This is a genomic window from Neorhizobium tomejilense (assembly GCF_964254135.1).
Lineage (GTDB): Bacteria > Pseudomonadota > Alphaproteobacteria > Rhizobiales > Rhizobiaceae > Neorhizobium > Neorhizobium tomejilense.
Genome location: NZ_CAXUSO020000002.1, coordinates 1236892 through 1261811, shown reverse-complemented (window position 1 = coordinate 1261811; position 24920 = coordinate 1236892). Strand labels below are relative to the sequence as shown.

The 24920-nt window shown below is 59.2% G+C and carries 21 protein-coding genes and 2 pseudogenes; 11 read left to right on the top strand and 12 right to left on the bottom strand.

Annotated features, from left to right (window positions below; all coding sequences use genetic code 11):
- Positions 1-3 precede the first annotated feature (3 nt).
- Both ACSQ3G_RS28700 and ACSQ3G_RS28695 read right to left on the bottom strand, forming a co-directional pair.
- Positions 4-1587 carry an ABC transporter substrate-binding protein gene (locus tag ACSQ3G_RS28700; RefSeq protein WP_436113222.1) on the bottom strand — a complete coding sequence of 528 codons (1584 nt, stop codon included), beginning with the start codon at positions 1585-1587 and terminating at the stop codon, positions 4-6.
- Between the two features lie 76 nt (positions 1588-1663).
- A complete protein-coding gene (locus tag ACSQ3G_RS28695; protein ID WP_436112700.1) occupies positions 1664-2803 on the bottom strand; it encodes a mandelate racemase/muconate lactonizing enzyme family protein in 1140 nt (379 codons plus the stop codon).
- A gap of 483 nt (positions 2804-3286) precedes the next feature.
- On the opposite strand from ACSQ3G_RS28695, the gene ACSQ3G_RS28690 reads away from it, so the two are divergent.
- The gene (locus ACSQ3G_RS28690) at positions 3287-4003 is read left to right on the top strand and encodes a FadR/GntR family transcriptional regulator (protein ID WP_436112699.1); all 717 of its coding nucleotides are present in this window, start codon (positions 3287-3289) and stop codon (positions 4001-4003) included.
- Positions 4004-4606: 603 nt separating this feature from the next.
- Here the strand turns inward: ACSQ3G_RS28690 and ACSQ3G_RS28685 are convergent.
- Positions 4607-5317: a TetR/AcrR family transcriptional regulator gene (locus tag ACSQ3G_RS28685; RefSeq protein WP_210201864.1), complete on the bottom strand. Its 711-nt coding sequence runs from the start codon at positions 5315-5317 to the stop codon at positions 4607-4609.
- A gap of 69 nt (positions 5318-5386) precedes the next feature.
- On the opposite strand from ACSQ3G_RS28685, the gene ACSQ3G_RS28680 reads away from it, so the two are divergent.
- A complete protein-coding gene (locus ACSQ3G_RS28680; RefSeq protein ID WP_436112698.1) occupies positions 5387-5995 on the top strand; it encodes a hypothetical protein in 609 nt (202 codons plus the stop codon).
- A 151-nt stretch (positions 5996-6146) separates the two neighbouring features.
- Positions 6147-6863: a glycosyltransferase family 87 protein gene (locus ACSQ3G_RS28675; protein WP_436112697.1), complete on the top strand. Its 717-nt coding sequence runs from the start codon at positions 6147-6149 to the stop codon at positions 6861-6863.
- Here the strand turns inward: ACSQ3G_RS28675 and ACSQ3G_RS28670 are convergent.
- The 6 genes from ACSQ3G_RS28670 to ACSQ3G_RS28645 all read right to left on the bottom strand — a co-directional run bounded on the left by ACSQ3G_RS28670 (position 6845) and on the right by ACSQ3G_RS28645 (position 14081).
- Positions 6845-8401 carry a hypothetical protein gene (locus tag ACSQ3G_RS28670; RefSeq protein ID WP_436112696.1) on the bottom strand — a complete coding sequence of 519 codons (1557 nt, stop codon included), beginning with the start codon at positions 8399-8401 and terminating at the stop codon, positions 6845-6847. The two genes, ACSQ3G_RS28675 and ACSQ3G_RS28670, sit on opposite strands and share 19 nt — an antisense overlap.
- Positions 8402-8418: 17 nt before the next feature.
- Complete coding sequence (locus ACSQ3G_RS28665) at positions 8419-9978, bottom strand: hypothetical protein (RefSeq protein ID WP_436112695.1); 1560 nt, start codon at positions 9976-9978, stop codon at positions 8419-8421.
- Between the two features lie 130 nt (positions 9979-10108).
- Positions 10109-10858 carry an SDR family oxidoreductase gene (locus ACSQ3G_RS28660; RefSeq protein ID WP_436112694.1) on the bottom strand — a complete coding sequence of 250 codons (750 nt, stop codon included), beginning with the start codon at positions 10856-10858 and terminating at the stop codon, positions 10109-10111.
- On the bottom strand, positions 10855-12177 hold the full coding sequence (locus ACSQ3G_RS28655; RefSeq protein WP_436112693.1) for an FAD-binding oxidoreductase: 1323 nt from the start codon (positions 12175-12177) through the stop codon (positions 10855-10857). Before ACSQ3G_RS28655 ends, ACSQ3G_RS28660 begins: the two co-directional genes overlap by 4 nt.
- A gap of 7 nt (positions 12178-12184) precedes the next feature.
- On the bottom strand, positions 12185-12616 hold the full coding sequence (locus tag ACSQ3G_RS28650; protein WP_436112692.1) for a GtrA family protein: 432 nt from the start codon (positions 12614-12616) through the stop codon (positions 12185-12187).
- A gap of 10 nt (positions 12617-12626) precedes the next feature.
- The gene (locus ACSQ3G_RS28645; protein WP_436113221.1) at positions 12627-14081 is read right to left on the bottom strand and encodes a UbiA family prenyltransferase; all 1455 of its coding nucleotides are present in this window, start codon (positions 14079-14081) and stop codon (positions 12627-12629) included.
- A gap of 237 nt (positions 14082-14318) precedes the next feature.
- Between ACSQ3G_RS28645 and ACSQ3G_RS28640 the strand changes: the two genes are divergently transcribed.
- The gene (locus ACSQ3G_RS28640) at positions 14319-14570 is read left to right on the top strand and encodes a DUF1236 domain-containing protein (RefSeq protein WP_436112691.1); all 252 of its coding nucleotides are present in this window, start codon (positions 14319-14321) and stop codon (positions 14568-14570) included.
- Positions 14571-14710: 140 nt separating this feature from the next.
- On the opposite strand, the gene ACSQ3G_RS28635 is transcribed toward ACSQ3G_RS28640, so the two are convergent.
- From ACSQ3G_RS28635 to ACSQ3G_RS28625, 3 genes are all read right to left on the bottom strand, one after another.
- Positions 14711-15142 (bottom strand): hypothetical protein, encoded by a 432-nt coding sequence (locus tag ACSQ3G_RS28635; RefSeq protein WP_436112690.1) that lies wholly within the window; start codon positions 15140-15142, stop codon positions 14711-14713.
- A 22-nt stretch (positions 15143-15164) separates the two neighbouring features.
- The gene (locus ACSQ3G_RS28630; RefSeq protein ID WP_436112689.1) at positions 15165-15395 is read right to left on the bottom strand and encodes a hypothetical protein; all 231 of its coding nucleotides are present in this window, start codon (positions 15393-15395) and stop codon (positions 15165-15167) included.
- A 625-nt stretch (positions 15396-16020) separates the two neighbouring features.
- Positions 16021-16170, bottom strand: a complete 150-nt coding sequence (locus tag ACSQ3G_RS28625) for a hypothetical protein (protein WP_436113256.1) — start codon at positions 16168-16170, stop codon at positions 16021-16023.
- 211 nt (positions 16171-16381) lie between these two features.
- Between ACSQ3G_RS28625 and ACSQ3G_RS28620 the strand changes: the two are divergent.
- The 7 genes and pseudogenes from ACSQ3G_RS28620 to ACSQ3G_RS28590 all read left to right on the top strand — a co-directional run.
- Positions 16382-16837 (top strand): annotated as a pseudogene (locus tag ACSQ3G_RS28620) (cellulose synthase); the annotation flags it as partial.
- Positions 16838-16981: 144 nt separating this feature from the next.
- Positions 16982-17407 carry a hypothetical protein gene (locus ACSQ3G_RS28615; protein WP_436112688.1) on the top strand — a complete coding sequence of 142 codons (426 nt, stop codon included), beginning with the start codon at positions 16982-16984 and terminating at the stop codon, positions 17405-17407.
- An 840-nt stretch (positions 17408-18247) separates the two neighbouring features.
- Positions 18248-19408: an iron-containing alcohol dehydrogenase gene (locus tag ACSQ3G_RS28610; protein WP_436112687.1), complete on the top strand. Its 1161-nt coding sequence runs from the start codon at positions 18248-18250 to the stop codon at positions 19406-19408.
- A gap of 153 nt (positions 19409-19561) precedes the next feature.
- A complete protein-coding gene (locus ACSQ3G_RS28605) occupies positions 19562-20017 on the top strand; it encodes an RbsD/FucU family protein (RefSeq protein ID WP_436112686.1) in 456 nt (151 codons plus the stop codon).
- A gap of 819 nt (positions 20018-20836) precedes the next feature.
- Entirely contained in the window at positions 20837-22969 is a 2133-nt protein-coding gene (locus tag ACSQ3G_RS28600; RefSeq protein WP_436112685.1) for a ParB/RepB/Spo0J family partition protein, read from the top strand.
- Between the two features lie 103 nt (positions 22970-23072).
- Entirely contained in the window at positions 23073-23729 is a 657-nt protein-coding gene (locus ACSQ3G_RS28595; protein WP_436112684.1) for a hypothetical protein, read from the top strand.
- Positions 23730-23801: 72 nt separating this feature from the next.
- Positions 23802-24614: pseudogene (locus ACSQ3G_RS28590) on the top strand (DUF932 domain-containing protein); the annotation flags it as partial.
- Positions 24615-24920: the final 306 nt, after the last annotated feature.

The following is a 24920-nucleotide window of genomic DNA, read 5'->3' as shown; positions in this document are numbered from 1 at the left end:
ATCCTACTCCTTGGTTTTCGTCACGTCGTGCCAACGGGTCGACCAGGTCGTATGCCCCTGATAACCCTTGACATTGGCGCGCATGACATAGGGGTCGGTGCGCTGGAAGAACACGATCAGCGGCGGGTTCATGCCCTTGTAGATCTCATCGATCTTCTTGAACATTTCCGTGCGCTTGGCCGTATCGCGTTCCTTCATCGACTGATCGACAAGGGTGTTCAGCTCCGGAACCTGCATGGCGGTGCGCCACAGGTAATAGCTGCCGAGACGGGCTTCGTCGCGATTGTCCGGGTTGTAGGCATATTGGGTGGCGACCGCGAACGGATCGGGCAGGCGGGCACCAGAATTGCCGAGCAGGATTTCGTATTTGCGCTCGCGGAAGGCTGGTGTGTATTCGCCGGGCACAAGGTTAAGGTCGAAGCCGGCCGCACGGGCGCTTGCCTGCAGGGCTTCGGTGAACGGCAATGTTGCGGCACCCGATGGGTTCAGCACCTTCTTGAGGCCATTCGGATATCCGGCCTGCGCCAGCAAGGCCTTGGCCTTGGCCGGGTCGTAGTCATAACGGGATGTATTGTCGGCCGGCGCACCGATCATGCCCTTCGGCACGACGGACTGCCACGGAAAGCCGGTATAGCGCATGATATTGCCGGAGATCGCCTTCCAGTCGAAAGCATGCTGGAATGCTTGGCGGACCAGGGGCTTCTGCAGATCGGGGTCTTTCTGGTTCAGTGCGATATAATAGAAGCCGAGACCTGGCACGTTGTCGATCACCATCTTCTTGTCGTTCGCCAGCGCATCCAGGTCGCCGCTTGCGAGATACTGGCCGACATCCACGTCGCCGGCCTGCAGCTGAAGGCGCAGGTTGCCGGATTCGGGGATATGCCGGGTGATGACGCGGGCCATGGCCGGGACACCGCCCCAGTATTTCTTGTTGGCTTCGAAGACGGCGATGTCGTTCGGACGCCATTGCGAAAGCGTGAAAGGACCGCTGCCGGCCGAGTTGGCGGCAAGCCAGGCGGCGCCGAAATCGCCGTTCGCCTCATGCGACATGGCGGTCTTCTTGTCGATGATGCCAAGCGAGGAGCTGGCGAGCGAATAAAGCACGAGATCGGTGCTGACCTGGATCGGCAGCTCGATTTCCAGCGTCTGCGCATCCTTGGCCCGCACCAGCTTTTCGACATTGTCGGCCGTAAAGCCCCAGAGCGCGATATCGGTCGAGCCGACCTGACCACGCTTGATGACGCGCTGGATCGACCAGGCGGCATCTTCGGCGGTCACCGGATTGCCGCTCTGGAATGTAGCGTCGCTGCGCAGCGTGATTGTGATCAGCTTGCCGTCGGCCGAGGCGCTCCACTTGGTCGCGAGCATCGGCTGCAGCTTTTGCAGGTCGTTCTGCGGCAGCCGGACGAGGTTGTCGTAGATATTGGAAATCAGCTCCGAAACCGTGCGGGCATTGTTGTCTGCAGGGTCCAGAGTGCGGATGCCGGTCAGGTTCGTGCCGATCACCAGCATGTTCGGCGGCGATGCGGCGAGCGCTGCGCCCTGCGGGACCGTCAGCGCTGCAGCAACTAGAAATGTCGCCGCCATAAGATGTTTCATCATGTTCAACCTCCCAATTGAAATCTTCGAGCTCTTCAGTTCGTTCTGCTTGCCGTCTTCCGTCTCACGGATAACCGAACGCGCCGTCCGGCTTGACCGGCAGCTTGCGTTCCCAATGCACGTAGCCATCCTTTGCCAGCACCTGTTCGTCGATCTCGACGCCCCAGCCGGGACGGTCGGGGCGGAGCTGCAGGTATCCGTCCTCCGGCAGGTAGGGGTCCTTGACGTAGGGCGCGTCGAGCGGCAGTCGGTATTCGAGGATCTTGAAGTTCGGGGTCGCTGCGGAGAAATGCAGGTTGACGGCGGTCGCTAGCGGTCCCATCGGGTTATGCGGTGCGATCGGCACATAATGCGCTTCCGCAATCGCCGCGATCTTGCGCATTTCGAGAAGCCCGCCGACGACGCAGATATCGGGCTGGGCGATATCGCAGCCACGTGCCGAGAGAAGGTTCAGGAATTCGTAGCGGTTATAGAGGCTTTCGCCGGTAGCCAGCGGGCAGTTAAGCTTCGCCTTCATCTCTGCCCAGGCAGGGATGTGCTCCGGTCGGATCGGTTCCTCGAAGAACATCGGATCGTAAGGGGCCAGAGCATTGCCGAGCTGGATTGCCTGCCAGGGATCGTAGATCTTGGCATGTGCATCGAAAGCGAAGTCGTAATGGGATGGCGCCCGCTCGCGGATGGTGCAGAAGAATTCCGCACCCGTTCGGATCACCTCGCCCCAGCGCTCCTTGTGAAAATCGACGCGATAGGGATGCATCTTGAATGCCGCGAGGCCGTACTTCTCGTTATGACCGGCGATCACATCGAGGAAGCCCTCGGCATCCTTGTAATTATGCACGCCGAGATAGACGCGCACCTTGTCGCGGACCGCGCCGCCGATCAGCTGGTAGACCGGCAGATCCACCGCCTTGGCGGAAATATCCCAGAGGCAATGGTCTATCGCCGAAAACGCCGCCAGATGCATCGCGCCGCCCGGAAAGCGCGCCTGCTGCTGCATCTTCAGCATCAGGAATTCGATCCGTCGCGGGTCCTCGCCTTTGATCTGTTCGTAGAAATATTCGAGGATGTGCGGCAGTGCCTTGTCGGGACCGTGGTTGTAGCACTCGCCCCAGCCGGTGATGCCTTCGTCCGTGTCGATTGCCACGATCACACGGGGGCGCTTGTCGTCGTGGCTCATAAAGCTTCGAAGGCCGGTAATGCGCATGGTCGCAATGTTCCTCTGTCGAAAAAGGCATGAATGAGCCAACCGACGCGCTGGCGTGCCGGGCTTGAAGAAATGTACTGTCGACCGATGCCTGACGCGGGCAAAAACTCCCTGTTGCCGAAGCTTCGCGGCTTACGGCCCAGGGTGCGACAGAAATGGCGTTGAAGTTTGGTTTTGCGACCTTAGCTGTGTTTCTCGCGCCAGCAATGATCGTCGATTCGCGCCGTGTGCTGCATCTGAATATCTCCTCCCTGAGATGACCGAATGCACTTCGACAATTTCGAATACGCTAACACGGTCACCTAAGTTGTCAACTCTCATCTCAAATTTTGTAAAAAAAGCTCCAAAAGAAGTAATTTTTGATGACATCTTTGAAATTGTGCCTATCGATAGATATGCAGGCTCAAGCCATGGTCGCGACTGCCATATCGCGCGCCGGGAGGGCCGCGGGGACGAGAGATTTGGGAGCTAAGGGGGTGTTGAATGGCGGAACTGCAATTGACGCCGCCGCGCAAGGAGAGGCTGGCCGACAAACTATACGGCCAGATCCTCGAGCAGATTCTGAATGGCGCCTTCAAGGAAGGCGATCGGCTGCCGGCGGAAAACGATATCTGCTCTGCTTTTTCCGTATCGCGCCCGGTGGTTCGCCAGGCCTTGATCCGGTTGCAGGCTGATGGCCTTGTCTATTCGCGGCGCGGTTCTGGCACATTCGTGCGCGCCGTGCCGCCCTCGGCCATCACCCGCTTCGTGCTGCCGTCCAATGTCGCGGGTTATCTGAAGTCCTTCGAGGTTCGTTTCGCGCTAGAGGCTGCGGCAGCGTCGCTGGCGGCGGAGCGCCGCTCCAGCCAGAACCTTCACAATCTCGACCAAGCCAACGAGCTGCTGCGCGAAAAAATCATGAACGGCCAGTCTCCCAGCGAGGCGGATTTCAATTTTCACCGCGAGGTCGCCGTCGCGAGCGGCAACGACCTGTTCGTATCGCTCTTCGAACACCTGCGCGGAGAGATCAGCGGCTCTATGGGCGTGGCGCTCAACCTGACGAAACTGGGCTCGGACGAGCGACGTATCGCCGTGCTGCGCGAGCACCAGCAGATCGTCGAAGCGATTCGGGCGAGAAACGGGGAGCACGCGGCGCTCTATATGCGCTACCATCTGGTGCGTGCCCGTGAGCGGATTACTGACGCGCAACGAGATCCCTGACGAGGGCGATATGTTGCCACGACGGCGGCATTGTTGCGGTAGGACGCGTTTTCTTGGAGCAAACTCGTTGCCGGCCCGTGTCCACACAAGACAAGGGCTGGCTTTGACGGTTCCAATGGCGGCAACAGGTCGGCACCGTCAAACTTGAACAAGCCATATCCTGATCGGCCGATGCCGTTCATCGATGCTGGCTGTCGTCGTTTCAACCCCGAGAGTGCGTTCCGTCACAGGAGATAAGGACCGTGCAGTTCTTGAGGGGCCTGAGGGGCGCCTCCAGGAGGTGGTTTCGCTCCACCACCCTGTCAAATTCGCGCCGCAGGGAAGGCTTCGCAAGACGGGCATGGCCGGATGACCGCCATCCGGCCATGCGCGAGAAGGTGATGTTTCGAAAGATGGTACTAACGGGGAAGGACCGGAGCGTCGGTAAGGACCAGTCCGCCGGAAAACCTTGCGTCGCCCTCGAACTTTCGCGCCAGGCTTTTCGTTGGAAGATTATGCGGCAAAATCATTCGGCGTCTACCAAGACCCGAAGCAGTATGACGAGGTCATCTGGCGTTTTGCTCCATACGCCGCAGCAAGGGCTGCCGAATGTTGCCAGTATCCCTACCTATCGCGTTCAGGTGCCGGCGGTGATATTTGCCCCACCTGAGCGCCGATAGACAGAATGAACATATCAAGTGCTGCGGACATTGCCGCCTCGGCGGGGCGTTCAATCCGCCACTCCGGGAAATGCCCATCGATCCACATTCTCGCCACGCCATATATAAATGCTCGCGAGGAGAAGATCAGATCCTCGCTGCTGATGCCGTCACGAAGCAGACCGAGCCTTCGAGCATCGTCGATCAACTGGACCATGATCAAGCGAATAGCTTCATTTTCCGCGACGAGCTTCTCAGAACCGTGGAAGTCGATCAGCGTGCGCGAACTTATCACCTGAAAATGTGTGGGATTGGCCAAGACCCAGTTGAGATAGCCTTGGCCGACTGCGCGCAACGCAGCAATCGGATCGTCGTCGCCTGCTCTTTGCAATTCCGCAGACACAGCTTCGGTCAGGCGGCTCATTGCCTGTTCGGCAACAGCCGTCAACAATGCCGTCTTGCTGCTGAAATGCCGGAATGGTGCGCCGGGCGAAACTCCGGCGCGTTTGGCCACTTCACGCACAGACAGCGATTCCACGCCCTTGTCCTCGATGAGTACGATGGCAGCCTCAAGGAGAGCTTCGATCAGGTTTCCATGGTGGTAGTTAGCGCGAGCTGGCAGTGATTTTGGCGTCATTTTGCGACGATAGCCGATCCGTCCCTCGAATGTAATCACTGATTATAATTGCCCTTGCAAAACGCCTTCCTTTAAAGTAATCAGTGTTTACATAAACGGGAGGCCTACATGTCTGCGAAGGAAAATTCAGTCTGGAAGGGTTGGCAACTTACGGCTCTCATCTCGCTGTCGTTGCTGATCATGGCGGCGGTCGCCGCCGTGATGAGCCCGTCATCTGTCGAGGCGGCGCGTCTGGTGATCCGGCTGACGGCCCGCACGTCGCTGGTGCTCTTCGCGCTGGCTTTCACGGCGTCAAGCCTGGAGCGCCTTTTCCCGTCTCCTGCAACGCGGTGGCTGCGACAGAACCGTCGTTACCTCGGCGTGTCGTTCGCCGTGTCCCATGCGATCCATGCCGCGGCGCTGTTCGCTCTCGCCAGGCTTGACCCAACGCTCTTCCTGCAATTGACGAACATTGGTAGCTACATTGGCGGTGGTATCGCCTATGCCTTCATCATCCTGATGACGCTCACCTCGTTTGACCGAACGGCCGCCTTTATTGGACCGGTAACTTGGTATTGGCTCCACACTTTGGGCGCTTGGTACATCTGGGTGTCGTTCTTGCTGAACTTCGGAAAACGCGCCGCGGTGAATTCGATGTACTGGCCCGCAATGGTCGTTATCGGATTGATGCTGGTTGTCCGGCTTGTCGCAATTCTACGCCGCCATCGCATGGCTTGACGTTAGGGGAAGCAGAGGTCGCTGATGAAACGATGGGGTCTCATGGTCTCCTGCGGATTGTCGTCCCAGTGGTGCAACGACAGTTGCTCTTCCGATGCGATCTTGCAGCCGCCGGCGATCCCGGCGGATCTCCTCCACCCAGCCGACGACCTTGCTCTATCTCGGCCAGATCTACACGCCGCTTGTGCTGGCCTGCATCGTCGCCTGGCTCCGACTGGAAAAGGGTGACCATTTGGTTGCCGGCATCATGATCGGTTTGTTGATCTCGATGAAACCGAATTTTTCGGTCTGGCCCGTGCTGCTTTTTCTCGCGGGCCACCGCATGCCGAGCGTCGTGACGATTGCAACGGCCGTCGTCATAGCCGCGGTCCCTTTAGTCATCTTCGGGCCCGGAATCTACCTGGATTGGCTGCATTTGGTGGCGACGGACGGCGGGCGGGCGGTGTTCTTGACGAACGCTTCGTTTGCAGGACTTGCAGCACGGGCGGGCCTCCCGGCCGTGGGCACCGCTCTTGCTGTCGCATTGTTGCTTTCGCTGGCAGCGTGGGCTTTTTTCCGCCGGCCGCCAGTGATCGTCGTCAGCGGATTTGCGCTCTTGGCGTCCCTCCAGGCGTCGCCGCTTGGCTGGATCCACTATACGCTCTTCCTCCTTCCGGTGTTTTTGCATCATTGGCAGCGGCCTTGGACATGGCTGTCGGCCGCACCTCTGGTGATACCGGTCCCAGTCATACTCGGTTACTTCGGTGCTCCCCGCCTAGCGCAATTAGGGGTCGGCTCGGTCTACGCCTGGGCCCTCGTCCTGCTCCTCATCGGTCTGATCGCTGCTGAGCGAGAGAGGCAGTCTGCTGCTCATGTTTTCCTGCGGTAGATTCGCCAGTTCGTTGTCTCCCGTACCTTATCGAAATGGCGGGCGATATAGTGAGCAAAAACGTCGCGCATGCCATTCGCCGTCCAGATCTCGATTGGCCATTTGGGATCGAGGATCAGGTCGACATCTGCAAACATCTCCTCCGCGGGTGGATGGTAGTCGGGACCGAGCGTCCGTCCCCAGTGATACCAGGCGCTATCGCCCACGGGCGGCCGGAGCGCCAGGCCGGCCGAGAGCGGATTGACGAAGTCCAACACGGCGACAGTCGCTTGGCGAGCGCCCAACTGGGACAGCACGTCCGCGGCCTCGACCAGAGTTTGATTATACTGCACAAAATAGTCGTACTGACCAACACTCCATGTCTCGACAAGCCGAACTCTCGAAAATGCCGGCAGCGGCATAGGCTCGCCCCGCCCGGCAATGGCGTAACGGGCATGAATGGCAACAGCCGCGGCATTGCTTATCGCCGCCGGCACAAGCAGAAATGCCAACAGTAGCGCCAAGACAAAGCGAGCCTTCCGGTGCAGTCGAGCGAGCTCGGCCTTCAGAAGATATTGCGTGATTACAGCTGCGCTCGGAACCAGCGTCAGGATGCCCCCGCGTTGAAAGTTCTGTTCAATGAGCAGCACACCGGTTACGCCGCAAAAAACTACAAAAAAAAGATGCCGGTAGCTGGGTGCGAGGATAAGAAAGATGCCAGCGACAAGTACGTAAGCAGCCAAGTCGGCGAGATTGTTCAGAAAGACGTGCCCCAGAGCGCCGAGTGTCGGGAGCCCGCCGCTGTTCTCGCCTGCAAGGCGCAGATCCGCGAGATAGTTGAGGCTGCCGCCCCAGAGAAGATCGATTGCAACGACGCTGCTCGCGATCATCCCAAGCGCCAGCGCCGCCCACCCGATTTGGCGTCGGTCGGTTGCCAGGAAGACCAAAAATGCGAGCTCTACAACGCCATAGGTGATCTTTGTGTAGAGCATGAGCAATACGAGGAAGCTTGCACAGGCGGCGTCTACGACCTTGCTCCCAGCGCTGGATAGGCGGGGCAGATACATGACCAAAAGAAGACCGAGCGAGGCCCAGCCCAGCCGATTGTAGAACATCGCAAATGTGAGATCGCCGATCCGTTCTCCCGGATTGGCAGGAGCCGCGACGAGCAAAAGCAAAAATGCTGCCAAGGGCAAGCCGAGCGCCTTGTGCATACGGCTGCCGAGAATTGCCGCGGCAACGGCCGCGAACAGGGGGATAACTATAGCCATGCCCACTGGCATCGCGCCGCCCATACTTCCCGAAAGGCCATAGCCGGCAGCGGGAATATAGAAGGTGAGTGCTCCAAGCGAGGTGTGGAAATCGACGTTCGGAACTTGTCCCGACCAGATGCGATGCGCACCGTCGAGAAAGACGAAGAGATCGTTGACGTATTTGCTGGTGATCGTCTGGCTGGGCAGAGCGAGAAGAGCTGAAAGCACCAGAGCAAACGACACGACGGTGGCCCACCAGATGTATTGGCGGCCAGCCCGTGGCGATGCGCCTTCCTGCTCCGGCATCGACCTCACTGCCTGCGTCACCGCGCCTCGCTTTCCAACCCGGCCTGCGGTCGCTGGTAAATCGTCCATTCCGGCGTTTTCTGCACCATGTCGAAATTCTTCGAAATGAACGGGCCATACAGCTCCTGTAACGGCAGGCTGTTGATGCCAGCCTGCGGCACCATCACAATCTTCACGTCGGCGAACAGTGCTTCCGGTGGGATATAGGCCTTCTCATTGATGTTGCGGTTCCAGTGGAACCACGCAGTGTCACCTGTGGGAGGGCGTATCCCGAGCCCTGCGGAAAAGGGGTTGACGAAATCGAGCACGAATACCCGCTCCAGCGGGATCGGCAGGGCCTGTAGTAGGGCCGTTCCGCTTTCGATACTATCGAGGTAGCGCTGAATGAAATCAGGCTCCCCACCGGGCGGATCGACTTCCCGGACGTCCTCAAATAGCGGAGGGCCAAGGGGCTTGCCCACGTTCTCCGCCGCAAGTGCCGTGTGGAGAGCGATCGCCTCAGCGTGGTGGACGATGGGCGGCAAGAGAAAGAAGATTAGAAGCAGCGGCAGTGCAGCGACAAGACGAGCAGGCCTTTCGATTTGCGCGCTTGGGTCGACAGATTGAAAGCGCCGTGCCTTTTCCGCCAGCACTGCCGCGCCGCAATAGAGGGTGATGATACCCCAGCTGTGGGCGTTCTGGTTGATGATTGCCAATCCTGCACCCACGCAGAAGCCACTGTAGAGCAGGTCTCGAAGGCTGCGGATGCGCCAGAAGGCGATCAGCGCAAAGATCGTGAAAACCACCAGATCCGAGAAATTCTCACGGACATTTTTCAGTATGCTGCGGACGTCATGATCACCGCTGACCCGTGCGGCGGCCCGCAGATCCTCTATGTGCTGAAGCGTGCCGCGCCAGAAGAACTCGATGACGATCATTGCCAGTGCAGTCAGGAACAGACTGAGCAGGATCCAGGAGCGCTGCTGCCGGTCCAACAGCAGGAAGATCAGAAAGGCTAGGCCGCAGAGCCCGTAGGTCGCCTTGGTGTAGAATTGGACAAGTAGAAGAAAGGCCGTCGCGAGACTGTCTGCAACGTCGTTGCGCGCGGCGTTGGATCTCGGCTTCAGGTACATCACCAGGATGAGCCCGAGAGCGACCCAGCCGATGCGATTGTAGAACATCGCGAAAGAAAGAAGCCGGACCGGACTTCCGAGATTGATCGGGACCGCGAGAATAAGAAGCAGGAATATGCCCAAGGCGATGGCTGAGGGAGAGCTTAGGCGCGAAAGAAGGATACGGATCATCGCAGGCATGAACGCGATGACCAGGAGTGCCATTCCCATCGGTATCGCGGCGCCGAAATTTCCGGACAGGAGGTATCCCAAGGCAGGGATATAGAAGACCAACGGTCCGAGCGCCGTATGAAAATCACGGTTTGGCACCTGCCCGACAGCGATACGATGCGCTCCATCAATGAATATCAAAACGTCGTTGATGAAAGCGGTGTTGATGGTCCGTCCAGGAATGGCAAGCATCGCGGCACAAATTGCCGCGACCACCAGGAGCGCAACCTGTGTGGAAAAAAGGCGGCGCCTCATCTAGACCCCGTCCTTCCCGAGGACAGGTCTTGATCCGCATCGGCGTGCGGAAAAAGCGGATCAACAAGATGGAACATACGGACGACGACGCGGCCAGGGCAATCTCTATCTTCTATTCCCCAGGTTTCGATCACAGCCGCAACCTCTTGAAGATCGGTTCCGGTATGCTTCGGATTATCGCCATGAGCGGATACCAAATGCGCCGGACATAGACGACGTCCCCTCCCTTGCTGCCATCGGCCACGGCAAAGATCCTTTGAGCGACCTCTGCAGGCTCGGCCGTAAGCACTGGTGGAAGCTTCATTCCATCAGTCATCCGCGTTCGGACAAAACCGGGTTTGATGGTGAGGACGCGTACCCCGGCTGTGGATAGTCTGTTTCTGAGACCGGACAAGAACGCCGTCAGGCCAGCTTTCGCGGCGCCATACACATAGTTGGATCCTCTCCCGCGGTCGCCGGCGACCGAACTTATGCCGACGATGGTGCCGGACCCGCGCGCGGCAAAGCGGCTAGCCAGGAGGCCGAGCATCAAAGCCGGTCCTTCGAAGTTTGTCCGCATCACCATGGCTGCGTGTTCGAGTTCCCTTTCGGCGCGGGCCTGCTCGCCGAGTTCGCCGACGACGCAAACGGCCGTGTCAGGCAATGGCGACACGGTGCTCAGAAAGGCTTCGAAGCGGTCGGTATCAAGAATATCCAGTTCATGGGCGGTGACGGCGGCGCCGGTGCGCGTGACGATGTCATCGGCTTCACGTTGGACAAGCTCACGCCTGCGTCCGACCAAATGGATATCCCAGCCCGCCTCGGCATAGACCAGGGCAGTCGCACGACCAATATCCGACGTCGCGCCAATCAGGAGCAGTGTCTTGCCGATGGCTTTCATATGCCAAGCCTTTTTCCCAGCTGGGAACTAAAGTGACGGTCGGCCCCCGTTGTTCGTCGCACCTCTTTGAACGCCTGCAGTCGGGGGTAACCGGCTTCGAAAGTATGACGGGATTGCCTCGCATCCTTGGCGAGATAGAGCCGCCCTCCCGCCGCGACAACCAGCTTGTCAATTTCGTCTAACAACTGGAACACGTCGGGCGCGACCGGCAGATCGAGTGCGAGAGTATACCCTGGCGCCGGAAATGACAGAAGGCCTGCGCCACCCCTCAGCCTTTTCAGAACGGCCAGGAATGAGGCTTTCCCAGAACGAGCGAAACGATCGAGCATACTGCTCAGAACCGCAAGTGCATTTTCGTCAGGCACTACGCATTGATGCTGCAGGAAGCCGCGCTTGCCGTAGAGGCGATTCCATTCGAGCAGACCATCAAGCGGAAAGAAGTAGCTGTCCCAGTGGACCAACGAGGCTTGGGCTGCTTTGCGGGCACCTACCCGATAGTAAAGGTCGTTGAATGCGGAAACACTCGCCCTGTTGAGCGCCCAACCAGGCAGGTCGACCGGCAGCGAAAAACGGACGGCCTTGGAGGGAGGGAATTGCGCTGCTTTCGGCATTTGAGCGATGTCGCTCGGGCTGGCGTGCTCGCCGACAAAGATCAGCGAGCGGCCGAGCGAAGCGCCCCGCGAAAGGCAATCAATCCAGGCAACGGAATAGGTGGCGTCGTCTGTTTGCTTCAAGGCTTTCAGCGTATCGCCGAGGTTTTCTGTCACGACCGTCTTTTGAACAATCCAGCCGGTAGTGATGGGCCTCAGCGTAAAGGTGGCTTCAGCGACGACGCCCGTCAGGCCCATACCGCCGAGCGTCGCGAGAAAAAGCTCCGAATTCTGCGTTCTGCTGCAGGTAAGGATCTCACCACCGGCAACAACCAGCTTGATTTCGCTAACGTGTTCGCCGAACCCACCGTCGCGATGATGGTTCTTCCCGTGCACATCGGATGCGATCATTCCGCCAACCGTGACGAACTTCGTACCTGGGACCACAGGGGGGAAATAGCCCCGGGGGGTGAACGACCTGAGAATGTCCGACAGCATGACGCCACCTTCGACCGTCAGCGACGCCTTCTTCTCGTCGAAGCTTCTCATCCGGCTCAGTGCACCGCAGGTCAAAGTGAGATGCTCACCGATCGCTGCATCGCCATACGAGCGGCCGTTGCCGCGAGCAATCAGACCCGCGCGCGATGACACCGTTCCAGGCAGCGCTTCCGGCAGCCTGCAATCAAGCAGTTCACTATCGTGGCGCGGATAACGTCCCCATCCCTCCATCGGTCTGTCACACCCCCTCCAACCTGAACACGAATTTTCGATCGAGCGCGAATTTTGAGACGTAGCCGATCGCCAGACCGATCGCCCCGCCCGCATACTTCGCAAGGTCCGTTCTCCAGACTGTCCAGAAGACGATTTCGAACCCCCAGAATATGATCGTCGTCACGACGCTGAACAGGCCGTAAAGGACGATCTTGAACAATTCGTCACCATGCGACTCGTATCGGTCAAAGAAGACCCACCTTTTATCGAGGAAGTATTTGAGCCCGAACCCAGCGGCGGTGCCCGCGAACATTGACGGCACAAGGCTTTGTGACGGGTAGATTTTTACGACAGCCGCCTGAACCGCAAAATTTGCCAAAGTCGAGAGGATCGCGAACGCGACGTAGCGAACTGCGATGCGGGTCGTAGTCCCTTCACGCATATGATAGGAACGCATCTCGCTCACCTCAAAGCGCGGCGACTACAAAGGCGCCGGCAACGCCCAGAGTCGCGAGGCTCACCCTGTCTTTGATCGCAAATACGACCGGATCGTCATGCATCTGCCCCCTATGGGCCAGCAACAGGATGCGGGCAATCCAGCAAGCCAGGATTGGTCCCGCCAGCCATAAAATCCCTGGCCGTGTGTAGAGATCCTGCACGCTGTCGCTTGCAGCGTAGAGAGCATATAATGTCAGCGCGTTCATCCCGGCCCCTGCCGCCAACGCGCCGATCATACCGACGTCTCCATTCTTGTAATCGCGGCTCTTGGAGTCGGGTAGGTTCGCGGCTCGGCGCGAAATGAGCTCCGTATATCGCTTGACGAGTGCAAGCGAGAGGAACCAGCTCATCATGAAGGCGAGCAGCCAAGGAGAAGGCCAAACTAAAATCGCCGCCGACCCTCCCACCACGCGTATGGTGTAAAGAGCGGCAAGGGTCGCGACGTCGAGGATCATTTTCCGCTTCAGAAAGAATGAATAGGCCGTGGTCAACGCAAAGTATCCGGCGAGCACCAAAATGAAGGCGGGTGAAATCGTGACGGCAACCAAAAACGACAGCAGAAGGAGAACGGGGATCGCCATGAGCGCGTGTGAGAGCGGGATATCGCCGCAACCCAAGGGCCTGCGGCATTTACTGCGATGTCCGCGGTCGTCCTGAAGGTCGATCAAGTCATTCAGCACATAGACGCTCGACGCGCAAAGCGAGAAGGCGACCAAAGCCAGAGCGGAATTGGCGAGACTGTGGACGTCGAAAAGTTGGTTTGTCGGCAACGGGATAAAGACGAGCCCGTTCTTGACGTATTGATGCACCCGCAGCAACCGCGCCCAAGTTCGCCAAGTCGGCTTTTCGTGAGCAAGATATTCGACATTGTCGCATTGGCGCGACAGTTGCCGAGCAACCCTGGCGGACGTCCGAATTGCATATGACTTTCCGGCACGACGCCATACAGGTAGATCTGCGGCGCCGTTGCCAACATAGTCGAAACCGCCATTGCCAAAGGCCGCTACGAGCTTTTCCGCCTTCACCTTGGCAGCGCAGTTTGTCATCTCGTCCGTTGCAAACCAACCGGTGAAGACACCTAAATGATCGGAAACGCGGGAGACAAGGCGCTCGTGCGTCGCGGACGCGAGATAAACCTGACGTCCCTCTTCCCGCGCCGTCTGGATCAAGTTCAGAACCTCGGGATCAAAGGGCAGGATAGCCGGATCGAAATCCGCCGGTGCGGAAAGACGGTGCTTGAGGCATGCCTTTCCCCGGCACATCGAGAGGACAAGGTCAACGACGGAAAAGGGGCGGCGCCTGAGTTCAGAGAACGCGGTCTCGATCAGGAGGTCGGATCGGACCAAGGTGCCATCGAGGTCGATGACCAGCGGCCGCGATGGCTCCGAACTTTGCGGTGTCGACGAACCACCGACCGTTGATATCGTTCGACGAGGTAAAATCCACTCGTCCTCCTGGCCCTTCGGCAGAAAATCTCTTCGAAGCTCAAACTCCTGGCGCAATTCGCTCAAAGGATTTCCCTTTTTACTTTGGGTCGGTGGGAAATCGCCAAACAACGGATAAGCCGCTTAGTTCCATGGCCCAGCCACTTGCGTCTGACGGCTTTGCTCGACCTTCACCTCCAAGTTTAGATAAGCAGCGGATATCCTTGCGCGAAAAGAATGATCTCCAGTGAACAGAAGACCGAAATTCGAAACATCATCGTGGAGAACAAGGTCGAGCCGATCAAGCCGAGCTTCAGCGTGTCGGTCGGCGTAGCCGCCCCCAAAACGGTGGAACTGCATCCGCTTCCGCCGAGGGTCGTCGAAATTCTCCCGGCCTATCGCTCGTACCGCTACTTCGTGCTCGCCGATAATCGCATCGTGATCGTCGAGCCGGATACCTACGAGATCGTCTACATTCTCGTGGTCTGACTTCGGTCGCCACGTCTGGAGGGAGCGCCGCTGGCCGGGGAGGGTAGCGGCGCTCCCTTCTTGTTCGGGACGTGATCCGACCGCTGGCCCGCTCCGGGAGGACGCTCATCACCATCTCGCCACCGACCCATGTTGCTAGGTCAGCGCTTGCGAGGGAAGACAACGTTGGAGGACTCGATTGCAATCGGCCAAAACCGCCTCAAGTTTATAGCTTCCAGGAAGCTTCCATCGGCCTGCAGGATGAGCAGCCGAGAGGTTTGATGGCCGTCGATGTAAAAGTACCGCTCCCCCTTTTGATCGGGGATGCGGAGCACCTTTATGACATGCCCTTGGGCGTCCTGGCATAGGATTGCTTGAGTAGGATTCGGTGCCATCTCCACGAGTCTCCCGCCTCGCCAAGGATGGAACAGCGGTTCAAGCGAATCAATAGTCATCCCATCGAGATACCACCATGGAAAAGTTGTACTTCCCGCTTTCTCCAGTGCCGCGCTAGGCGTGACGCGATCTTCATTTGCGGCAATGTTCAGGTCGTTAGCAGCGCACGCAGATGGCCCAACATAGCGCGAAACCACTCGGTTCTCTGTCTCGGCCGCTCTACTGGTGCTGCTGGCACGACTGTTGGCTGGACGCTGTCTCAGCCGTCATGTTCGCCAAGATGATGACGTACTCATCGGCGGCGTCGGCGAGGATCAGTGCGATTTCTTGCCGGCTGAGCCCTTCCTGCTGAAGGCGCTCAATCATCTCCAGCATCGCGGCTTCGACCCTAAAGCGGTGTGCAGGTGGAGGTTCGTATGGTTCATCCGGTGTCTGAGTTCGCATGTCCATGATCTTTTTCCCCGTGTAAGGGGACCATCGCACACCGTCCGTTGTCCGCAAGCAGATGCTTAATTAACAGTTAACGAGATCGCCCGGCGGCTGCCCAAGTCAGACCAGACTCGAGCCGTACCTGGATCAGGCGTTTTCGGAGACCAGTGAGGAGGAGACATCGCAGAGCGGATCACTGGTGAACGCGGATGCTGACGGGGAACAGGCATTGGAAGAGCCCTGAAAATCGGGCATCCGCATTCTATCCCTTAACAAGAGCATTTCATGGAAGTTCCGCGTGCCTGGAAATTTTGTTGAAGCTCTAGCGACGCTCGATCGAAAGAACGGCCGCCGCGACGTGGTCGGAGAGGGCAGACTGGAAGTAAGCCAATCTAGCGACCTGGAAGCAGCACAGCAGGGCCGACCACCACGTTGACCACCCCTTGAGTTCGTGAGCATATTCCATCGCGATCCACAGCGGACCTATAGCCCCGTAGCCGAACAGGTGAGGTAAGCAACGACGGTAGCCAGCGCAAAAATGGCAGCAAAAATCAAGAAAACCAAAACATACGTACCCATGATTGATCCCCTTGCTGCGGATTAACTCCGGGTTATCTATTTAGTTCCGATGATGGGGGATGCCGGCCTAGATGATCCCCACCATCCTCATGCTGGACGCGAGAGTGGTGAACGTAGCGAGCAAAATCAAGCCGCCGGTGATGATGAACCAGACCGGGTTCTTCCGCTCCGGCTCCTTGTCAAAATCCTCGTATCCGAGACGGCGATCATCCTTCATTCGCTGCTCCTGCGCACAGGGTGGCCGCGATAGGTCTCCGGCCGATGCTCCATACAGAACCAGTCCGTCTTCGTCTTGTCGCGTTCGAAGCCGAATCCTCCCCACTCCTTGCAGCCAGAGCGTCTTCCTCGCCGCGTGTCCGGGAAGTGGCAAGACGAGAGCTCTGACGTACAAGTTCGCCCTCAATCAGATCGAAATCCTGGTCGATGATGGCCTGATGGATCTGAACCGGCCACTGGAGGCCGCCGACGCCTTTCAGGCGGCGCTAGGCTCCTCCGCCCAGGCCACGCGTGAGGACGCGGCCTATGGCCAGAGCCTCGCCTATTTGAGGCTCGGTCTCACCGACAAAGCCGCCGTTGCCGCAACCAAGGCGCCGCAGAGCATGCAGCGCTCGTCCGAACTCCAGGTGGCCATCCTTGCCAATCGCGCCAATCTGGCATTTGACGCCGGGCGCTATCGCGAGGCTCTCATCTATTTGGACCAACGCGCGCTTCTGCAACCGGAAACCACCGATTTACTTGTGCTGAGGGGTTATGCCTTCATTAACCTGAACCGTGCCGGTGACGCCATGCGTATATTTGAAGCGGTGGCTGAGACTGGAAACCGCGATGCTGCCCGCGGCTTGCGCGACGCAAGGGTTGCGTTGGGGCTCGAGACGACCGACTAGGGGCCAGCCCGCCAGGCACCCCGTTCACCGCCATTCATCCCTGCTGTCGGCTTCGTCCTAAGATCCGACTGCGGTCGCATCGCGAACCCTTCCACTTCTGGCTGAATCGTGCTTATTCTCCGCGCGGGTATCACGGGGGTGTTTATGCGAGCCTATTTTCTGTTGCCGGCCGTCGCGCTGGCGTTTTCTTCGTGCGCTAAACGACCGGACGCTATCGTTCCAGCCGACATTCCAATGGCGGCATATACAAACTTCTCGTGTGCGCAACTGGGCCAGGAGATGATCAAGGAGCAGACGGCGCTTTTGGCCATTTCAAAGGCACAGAACGATGCTGCAACCGGCGACGCCGTTGGCGTCTTCCTGATCGGCGTGCCGATGTCGTCAACGTTCGGCGGCGACAAGGAAGGCCAAGTCTCCGTTGCCAAGGGAAAAGTGCAGGCGATACAGTCGGCGATGATGAGCAAGGGCTGCAATAGTGCACCAACGCCGCCGAGATCTACACCTACCAAGCCTGCTCCAAAGCCGGTCGCTCCGGCGGCGGCCGCAATTCCAATACCCAAAGCTGGTTGAGCTGGCCGCGATTTGCTCAGCACGCGTTACCTGTGATGCCTCTTGGGATTGGCCGCACTCGCTTCATTTGCAGCTTCCCGCCTAGGTCCGGATGGTGAAGATCGCGTGAGAAGTCCTAAACTTTGAACGCATTCCATCATGCCCAAGGATTCCACGCTCGTTTCGGGGCGGGGATGTTCATCACTCGCTTCAGCTGCTCTGAATTCTTCAGATGGAGAAATATCAGTGAGTTAGGAAAATCACACCGGTTTTGATCTCGCCTGAATATCCCCGCCGGACACCTTACCTCTATCCTCGATGGCGTGTGTTGCTCACCGGAGAATTGTTTGATGTCCAAGACGGATTGGCTAATGTTGGTCGCAGCGGCCATCCCGGTTGCGCCGGCGCTTTCAAGAGAGGTCCGGCTTTGGTGGGAAACCTGGCGGAAGCATCGGCGGGCCGAGCGTCAGAGGCGCGCTGAGCAACCTGATGTCTCCCCTCGCTCCTGAAAGTAGTTCATCGGGTCCTTCCATTTTCTGGTGGATCGTGGCGGGAGGAGGGCGGGCCATGCGCCTCGTCGAAGTGGAGAAGGCAATTTGCTTGAACATGCGACCATGGGCCACCTTCACAGGCTTGCCTCACTAATGTTGGAGGAGGCACCGGTCGCATGCATCGTTCAAATGGGTGCCGTTGCATTCGATCAGGATGCTCAGCTCAAACACTGCAAAGAGCGGCTATCGGCCGACAAGATCCTGGACCGCGTCGACATCGGTACTCGTACAGGCTGCAGAAAAAGCCTGCAAGACAGACGTGGCGACGGCATCCCAGCGGCATAGGCGCAAATCGGCAAAGGAAAAATACATGAACCCGTTTGTCTTCAGTACGACCGCACAGATCGTCTTCCGACCTGGCGCTGCAACTGGGATCGGTGATCTCGTAAAGCGGAAGATCGGCCGTCGTGTTCTCTTCGTGACAGATCCCGGATTGCGAAAGCTTGGCCTTTGTGAACCTGCTCTCGCGTCTCTCACTGCCTCCGGCATCGAGACCACTGTGTTCGATGGAGTCGAAGCCGACCCATCGCTCGCGACCGTGATGGCCGCGGCAGGCGCCGCCAAGGCTGATAATGTCTCCGGGGTCATCGGCTTCGGCGGCGGTTCTTCACTTGACGTGGCCAAAGTCGTCGCATTGCTTTGCGGTTCAGGTGAGCCCCTCGACGAGGCGTGGGGCGTGGGGAATGCGAAGGGTCCGCGGCTGCCCCTGGTTCTTGTTCCCACAACGGCCGGTACAGGATCGGAGGTCACCCCGGTTTCCATTATCACGGTCGGCGGCGACGAGAAGCGTGGCGTGTCGTCGCCCATCATCCTGCCCGACATCGCGATCCTCGATCCCGATCTGACCTTGGGCCTTCCCGCTCACATAACGGCCGCCACCGGCATCGATGCCATGGTTCATGCGATCGAAGCCTATGCGTCGAAGAGCGCGAACAACAATCCTCTTTCAAAGATGCTTGCGCGTCAGGCGCTGCAGCTTTTAGGTTCGAATATCGAGAAGGCAGTCTTTGACGGAAAGGATCGTGCCGCCCGCGGCGCAATGCTTCTCGGCTCGATGCTGGCTGGACAGGCCTTCGCGAACTCTCCTGTCGCGGCGGTTCATGCTTTGGCCTATCCGATTGGCGGAACCTTCCACATTCCCCACGGCCTTTCTAACGCGCTCGTGCTCCCGCACGTCCTGCGGTTCAACGCGCCGGATGCCGCGTCGATATACGCGGAGATCGCAGCCGACGTCTTTCCGGACCTCGCTTTGGAACAGGGTGACCAGGGACGATGCGCCGCTTTCATCGAGCGGCTTGCCGGGTTGTCGCTTAAGCTCGGCCTTCAGCCGCGGCTGCGCGACGTGGGTATCGGAAAAGAGCACCTGGTCGGAATGGCGCGGGACGCCATGAACCAGACCCGGCTTCTCGTCAACAACCCCCGCGAGGTCGGCGAGGCGGACGCCCTCTCGATATACCGGGCGGCCTGGTGATGGCGGAACGACCAGCTCCTGAACGGTCGAGCCCAAAAAGTTCCGAACAAGGGCGATCATGCCCCTGGTCCTCGTCGGCATCTTTCTGGAGCGCTATATCGTCAAGAGGCTGACTGCAGGCGCCGTCAAGTAAATGCCAATGAGGAGGACATCATGCTTAAGAACATTCATCCGGCGTTGAACGCCGACGTGCTGCACGCGCTTCGCTCCATGGGGCACGGGGACACGCTGGTCGTCTCCGACACCAACTTCCCGAGCGACAGTGTCGCCAGACAGACGGCGGTCGGGCGGCCGCTCAGCATGGCCAATCTCCCGGCATCACAGGCGATCCGTGCCATTCTCTCGGTGCTGCCGCTCGACACGCCGCTGCAGAATTCTGCCGGCCGTATGGAAGTCATGGGCGCGCCGGGCGAAATTCCGACGGTGCAAAGCGAGGTCCAGGCGGAGATCGACCAAGTGGAAGGCAGGCCTTCACCCATGTACGGCATCGCGCGCTTTGATTTCTACGATCTGGCCAAGAAGGCTTATTGCGTGATCTCGACTGGGGAAACCCGCTTCTATGGCTGCTTCCTGTTCACCAAGGGTGTCATTCCACCTGCAGGCGTGTGACGTATGGGCATGGGAACCGGAATTCCATTCTCGGAATTTTCGTCGCCGACACGGCCTGTCTCGCGCCGAGAATTTCAGCCGTGAGCGAGATTATAGCCGGCACCGGCTTTTGCGAAAGGTCAAAGACTATCGCAGTGCGGAAGTATCCGCCTTGCCCGGATATGCAGTCGTCTCGATCAACCGCGATTGCGAAGCTTGGGAAAAAATCTCCTGTCGGTCCGAATTTCGGACTGTATCGCGATTTGGGGAGCGTTCGGCGGACGATGGAATATTCGCCGGCTCTATTGCCGGGTCGGTCGCGGCCCGAGGACCCGATCCTGAGGTGCGCCCTTTTATAGCCACCGCTCACTAAACGAGGAATTGGCGATGTTCTTGTCTCGACGTTCGTCGGGATTAAGCCGCAGGCGTTCGCCTTTTACGCTAACTTCAGCGGTTAGGCGACACGATAGCTGCGTCAGGAACGAGCGGCAGTTGCTCGGCCGGCTTCGCTCAATAGACACGAAATAAGAACCGGCGATGACGGCGCCTAATAGGACTATCCCACCAGCACCGATGCCCGCTCTGCGACCAGCAATTTTTGATCTATCTGTCATACCGCCGAACGTAGCTCGCGAGCGAAATAGGCTGTGCCAGTCTGCATCCGAAGGGCTTCGATCCCTGGCACAGCATTGCCGGATCTTGGGCGGAGAGGAAGCTTCGCCGGCGGAAGGGACGGTGGGACGCGGTGGGGGGCGGTAGAGGAAGAGAGGGACGTGAAAGCTGTGACGGATTGAGAGGGTTGGAGAGAGGCTCCGCCCGGTCCGTCATGGAGAAACCGACATGGCCCAGGCCATTCAGAAAATCACCCTCAGTGCAGCCCGGGATATTCCCTTCAACAAGTTGGTGCTCAGCCAGCAGAACGTCCGCAAGATCAAGGCGGGCGTCTCGATCGAGGACCTGGCCGAAGACATCGCCCATCGCGGTCTGCTCACCAGCCTCAATGTCCGCCCCGAACTCGACGGCGATGGCAACGAGACCGGCATCTACCGCATCCCGGCCGGCGGGCGTCGGTATCGCGCCCTTGAGCGCCTTGTCGCGCAAAAGCGTCTGGCCAAGACTGCAGGTGTCCCCTGCATCGTCAGCAAAAGCGAAACCCTCGAAGTCGAGGACTCGCTTGCCGAAAACGTCCAGCGCGTCAGTCTGCACCCGCTCGATCAGTTCCGTGCTTTCCAGACCTTGCGGGAGCAGGGGCTCGGCGAGGAGGAGATCGCCGCGCGCTTCTTCGTCTCGGTCGCGACCGTCAGGCAGCGGCTTCGTCTGGCATCCGTCTCACCGCGGCTTCTCGATCTTTATGCCGAGGACCAGATGACGCTCGAACAGATCATGGCGTTCTCGATCACCAACGACCACGTTCGCCAGGAGCAGGTCTGGGACACGATCTCGCGCTCCCATAGCCGCGAGCCATATTACATCCGCCGGCTACTGACAGAAACCGCGATCCGCGCCAGCGACCGCCGCGCCGTCTATGTCGGCATCGAAGCCTACGAGGCCGCAGGCGGTGTGACTATGCGCGATCTGTTCGACCAGGATCAGGGTGGCTGGCTGCAGGATCCGGCGCTGCTCGAGCAGCTCGTGATGGAAAAGCTCAAGGCTGACGCCGAGGCGATCCAGGTGAGCGAAGGCTGGAAATGGGTCGAAGCGGCCTTCGACTTCCCCTACGGCCACACGTCCGGCCTGCGCCGCTTCTATGGCGAGCAGGCCGAAATGACTGAAGATGAGCTGGCACGCTATGATGCCACCCGCGCCAAATACGATAAGCTCGACGCAGAGTATGCGGAGGCAAGCGAGTACTCGGAAGCGACCGAACAGAAGCTGGAAGAGCTCAGCAGCGAACTCGACCGGCTCAACGACCGCCCGTACGTGTTCGAGCCACAGGAGGTCGCCCGCGGCGGTGTCTTCGTGTCGCTCGGCGCCATTGGCGAGCTCAAGATCGAGCGAGGATTCGTGCGGCCCGAAGATGAGCCGAAGGATGAGGCCGATCCGTCGACTGATGGCGGTGACGATCATGACGCTCATGACAGTGCTCGCCCGGTAACCGGCGCCGCCGGCGGGGAAGGCACCCAACCGGACGACGAGGACGAAGCGATCAAGCCACTTCCCGATCGCCTGGTTCTCGATCTCACGGCAGCTCGGACGATCGCTTTGCGCAATGCGCTCGCGAACGATCCCGTCATCGCCTTTGTCGCTGTCCTGCATGCTTTTGTCCTGAAAACCTTCTACGTCTACGGCTCGGATTCATGCCTGGAGGTGACGCTGCAGAGCGCTCGCTTCAGCCAGACGCCCGGCCTCGGCGATACGGTCTGGGCCAAGGAGATCGATCAGCGGCACGATGGCTGGGGCCAGGATCTGCCCAAGGATCCGAACGATCTGTGGGATTTCCTGATCAAGCTCGATGAGGTCAGCCGGCAGGCCCTGTTTGCGCATTGCGCGTCGCTGTCGGTCAACGCGGTGATCGAACCCTGGAACAAGCGGACGCGCGCCATCGCCCATGCCGAACAGCTGGCCAGCTCGATCGGCTTCGATATCGTGGAAGCCGGTTGGACGACGACCGCCGATAATTATCTCGGCCGTGTCACGAAGGCGCATATCCTGCAGGCGGTTCGTGAGGCAAAGGGGGACCAGGCGGCAGAGTTGATCGGCCATCTCAAGAAAACCGACATGGCCCGTGAGGCCGAGCGGCTGATCACAGGCTGCGGCTGGCTGCCGGAACCGCTTCGCATGACGGTCGTGGATGGCATCAGCGAAAGTGACGCTGTCGCCGATGATGCATCCGCCGGGTCCGATGAGGGCAAGACCGCCTCGGAACTCCCCGACCTGCCGGCCTTCCTGCTCGACGAGCCGGGAACATCGGACGATGACGCCGGTGATGAGGAAAGTGGAATCGACGGCGAGCATCTCGCCGCCGCCGAATAGGTTCACAAGCATCACATCAACTGACCCGATCGCCGTTGCGGTCGGGTCTTCTTTGCAAACAGCCCGGCCATAGCGCCGGGTTTTTCCGTTTCAGGAGGCGCCTATGCCTGACTTCACCATCGAAACCACCTATCACCTGCCGGTCTTCCGGCATCGCACCTATGAAGCTGACACGCTGGACGAGGCGTGCCGTGCTGCCATCCAAGATGACAGCTGGGATATCGCCGAGAAGGACTTCGATTCCTCCGGTCCAATTCATATCACCGGCATCTGGGACGGTGCACATGCGGCCTATGCGGGTTCGCCGCTCCAGATCCCTCCGCAGTTCGACGAACCTGTCCAGCGCCGGGCGCGTCATTTCGAGATCCTGCTCGGCCTGTTGAAGATCCTGTTCGATGATATCAGTGCTGCCCGGTCACCGTCGCCCGATTGGCTCGACCGATCTGCCTGGGCGATCGCCCGAGGAGAAGCCATTCTCGCCGGAGACCCGGATCCTGAAGAGCAGATCGACCAACCGAAACCATCCCACGTCCTGGTCAGGCTGCAGGAGGATCGTGTGCGCGACGCAATCACCGCCGTGCTCCAAGTCGATCCGAGTTTCAAAACTGTACGGCCCGCGGCGGTGACCGACGATGACGTCCACGCCGCCTGCCTGTCAATCGCCACCACGATGGATTTTTCCGACATGGTCGGAAACGCCGAATTCCAGGCGGCGCTCTTGGCAATCCGGTCGGCGCATCGCCGGCTGGCTTCCGATTGATCGCTCTTCCCAGCATCCTTCTCAACCTCGCCCGGCCATCGCGCCGGGTTTCCGCTTTTAAGGAGACAACTTATGACCACTCTCACCTCCAACGACCCGTCCGACCGTTCCGCCTTCAAGGTCGATATCTCCCGCGGCGAACGGATTGCCCGCGTTTCGTCGGAATGGTTTTCGCGCCCCGACGACGAACGCTTCCTGTCGCTGACCGAGCTCTACGACACCGTCCGGTCCCGCGCCGAGCGCGCCCATGCCCGAACGATCGAGAGTGCTGCGATCCGCGTCGAAGCAACGCGCGACAATGCAGAGCGGCTTGCGCTTCTCGTTCCAGGTCAACGCCAAGCCATCGCACCGACGCATTGGAGCTACGGCCAGCTTTGCAGCCTCGTTGGCGCTCCCGCCACCTATATGCGCCAACTGCCGGCGCCGCTTGCCGCGATCAACCTGCAGCATGGCCTGCTCAACCATCGTGCCGAACTCGTCAAGACGCTTGAGATGGATGACGGCCGGCTTGAACTGCGCGCGGTGACCGGACCGGAATACGGTCGGATCTGGGATCATGAACTGGTTTCGTCGGTCATGAAGATCGCCGGCAACGGGACCGGCGACACGATGTGGAAAGTACCAGGTGTTCTCGACTGGGCGACGATGACCCACAATCCCTTCGTCGACATCACCAAGGACACGACCACCCTTTATGCCAGTGATCGCGACGTCTTCCTGTTCCTGGTCGACGACACTCATCCTATCGAAGCCGGACGTCTGCCGAACGGCGAGCCGGATCTCTACTTCCGCGGCTTCTACGCCTGGAATTCCGAGGTTGGATCGAAGACGCTCGGCATCGCCTCCTTTTATCTCCGCGCGGTTTGCGCCAACCGCAACCTTTGGGTGCGCCGTGTCGGCGCGATCAATTGAGTGAAGGAGACTTCTCAGGAAACCAAGAACAGCCTGATGCTCACCCGACTTACCTTGGCCAGCAATGGCTGCGACCGGGAAACCGGCAGGGGACAATAGCATGTCGGGAAAAGGCGTCCTCCGGGCCGAAACCATTGTAGACTATCGGGATGTCAGGGCAAGACGTGTATGGTGAATGCTGGATTGCGTGAAGCCCAGATCAGGGACATTTTGCGGGTCATGACGCAGCAATGGTTGACGCGTCATGCCGTGCGAAGGGAAGACTACCCCATAGCGTTT

Coding starts and splice junctions, on each gene's coding strand:
- ACSQ3G_RS28650 (WP_436112692.1), bottom strand. CDS start 12,616: ATGCGTTCCTATCATATGCGTGAAGGGACTACGACCCGCATCGCAGTT.
- ACSQ3G_RS28610 (WP_436112687.1), top strand. CDS start 18,248: ATGAACCCGTTTGTCTTCAGTACGACCGCACAGATCGTCTTCCGACCT.
- ACSQ3G_RS28680 (WP_436112698.1), top strand. CDS start 5,387: ATGTCTGCGAAGGAAAATTCAGTCTGGAAGGGTTGGCAACTTACGGCT.
- ACSQ3G_RS28665 (WP_436112695.1), bottom strand. CDS start 9,978: ATGAGGCGCCGCCTTTTTTCCACACAGGTTGCGCTCCTGGTGGTCGCG.
- ACSQ3G_RS28615 (WP_436112688.1), top strand. CDS start 16,982: ATGCGAGCCTATTTTCTGTTGCCGGCCGTCGCGCTGGCGTTTTCTTCG.
- ACSQ3G_RS28625 (WP_436113256.1), bottom strand. CDS start 16,170: ATGAAGGATGATCGCCGTCTCGGATACGAGGATTTTGACAAGGAGCCG.
- ACSQ3G_RS28640 (WP_436112691.1), top strand. CDS start 14,319: ATGATCTCCAGTGAACAGAAGACCGAAATTCGAAACATCATCGTGGAG.
- ACSQ3G_RS28655 (WP_436112693.1), bottom strand. CDS start 12,177: ATGGAGGGATGGGGACGTTATCCGCGCCACGATAGTGAACTGCTTGAT.
- ACSQ3G_RS28605 (WP_436112686.1), top strand. CDS start 19,562: ATGCTTAAGAACATTCATCCGGCGTTGAACGCCGACGTGCTGCACGCG.
- ACSQ3G_RS28660 (WP_436112694.1), bottom strand. CDS start 10,858: ATGAAAGCCATCGGCAAGACACTGCTCCTGATTGGCGCGACGTCGGAT.
- ACSQ3G_RS28690 (WP_436112699.1), top strand. CDS start 3,287: ATGGCGGAACTGCAATTGACGCCGCCGCGCAAGGAGAGGCTGGCCGAC.
- ACSQ3G_RS28670 (WP_436112696.1), bottom strand. CDS start 8,401: ATGCCGGAGCAGGAAGGCGCATCGCCACGGGCTGGCCGCCAATACATC.
- ACSQ3G_RS28600 (WP_436112685.1), top strand. CDS start 20,837: ATGGCCCAGGCCATTCAGAAAATCACCCTCAGTGCAGCCCGGGATATT.
- ACSQ3G_RS28630 (WP_436112689.1), bottom strand. CDS start 15,395: ATGGACATGCGAACTCAGACACCGGATGAACCATACGAACCTCCACCT.
- ACSQ3G_RS28700 (WP_436113222.1), bottom strand. CDS start 1,587: ATGGCGGCGACATTTCTAGTTGCTGCAGCGCTGACGGTCCCGCAGGGC.
- ACSQ3G_RS28695 (WP_436112700.1), bottom strand. CDS start 2,803: ATGCGCATTACCGGCCTTCGAAGCTTTATGAGCCACGACGACAAGCGC.
- ACSQ3G_RS28595 (WP_436112684.1), top strand. CDS start 23,073: ATGCCTGACTTCACCATCGAAACCACCTATCACCTGCCGGTCTTCCGG.